The 547-nt window shown below is 45.2% G+C and carries 1 protein-coding gene; it reads left to right on the forward strand.

What is annotated here, in order from left to right:
• A partial coding sequence (locus WEIDD23_RS05140; RefSeq protein WP_156469581.1) for a zinc-binding dehydrogenase occupies positions 1-411 on the forward strand: 411 nt, incomplete at its 5' end.
• Between the last annotated feature and the right edge of the window lie 136 nt (positions 412-547).

Consider the following 547-nt stretch of genomic DNA (forward strand, 5'->3'; position numbering starts at 1 on the left):
GCGCGTCAAATGGGAGCCGAATTGCTCATCAACCGTAAGACAGAAGACGTGCCTGCTATTATCCAAGAAAAGGTTGGCGGGGTACACAACGCACAGGTAACGGCTGTTAACACACAAGCGTTTGATCAATCAATTGCGTCATTGCGACCAATGGGTAAGTTGGTTGCCGTGGCATTGCCAAAGGGTGACATGCAGTTGAATGTTGTGAAGACGGTCTTGGATGGTATTGAAGTGAAGGGCTCACTTGTTGGAACACGTGAAGACTTGAAGGAAGCCTTCCAATTTGGTGCAGAAGGTAAGGTTAAGCCAATCGTGACGCGGGCTGATATCCGCGATATTAACGATGTGATTGATGCGATGCACAACAACAAGATTACTGGTCGCATGGTCTTCGATTTCAAGAGTCTCTAAAAAGTTAAATTGCGTGATGTGATCTGAATAATAGGTTCCACGTGAGAGGGAACATTCAAAAGGTCATCGCACAATTAACAACTCCTAAAATAACGAATCTTTCGATGACGATAAAAAACAACCCCTGACAGCGGAT

It is taken from the genome of Weissella sp. DD23 (assembly GCF_001579105.1).
In the GTDB taxonomy this organism is placed as follows: domain Bacteria; phylum Bacillota; class Bacilli; order Lactobacillales; family Lactobacillaceae; genus Weissella; species Weissella cibaria.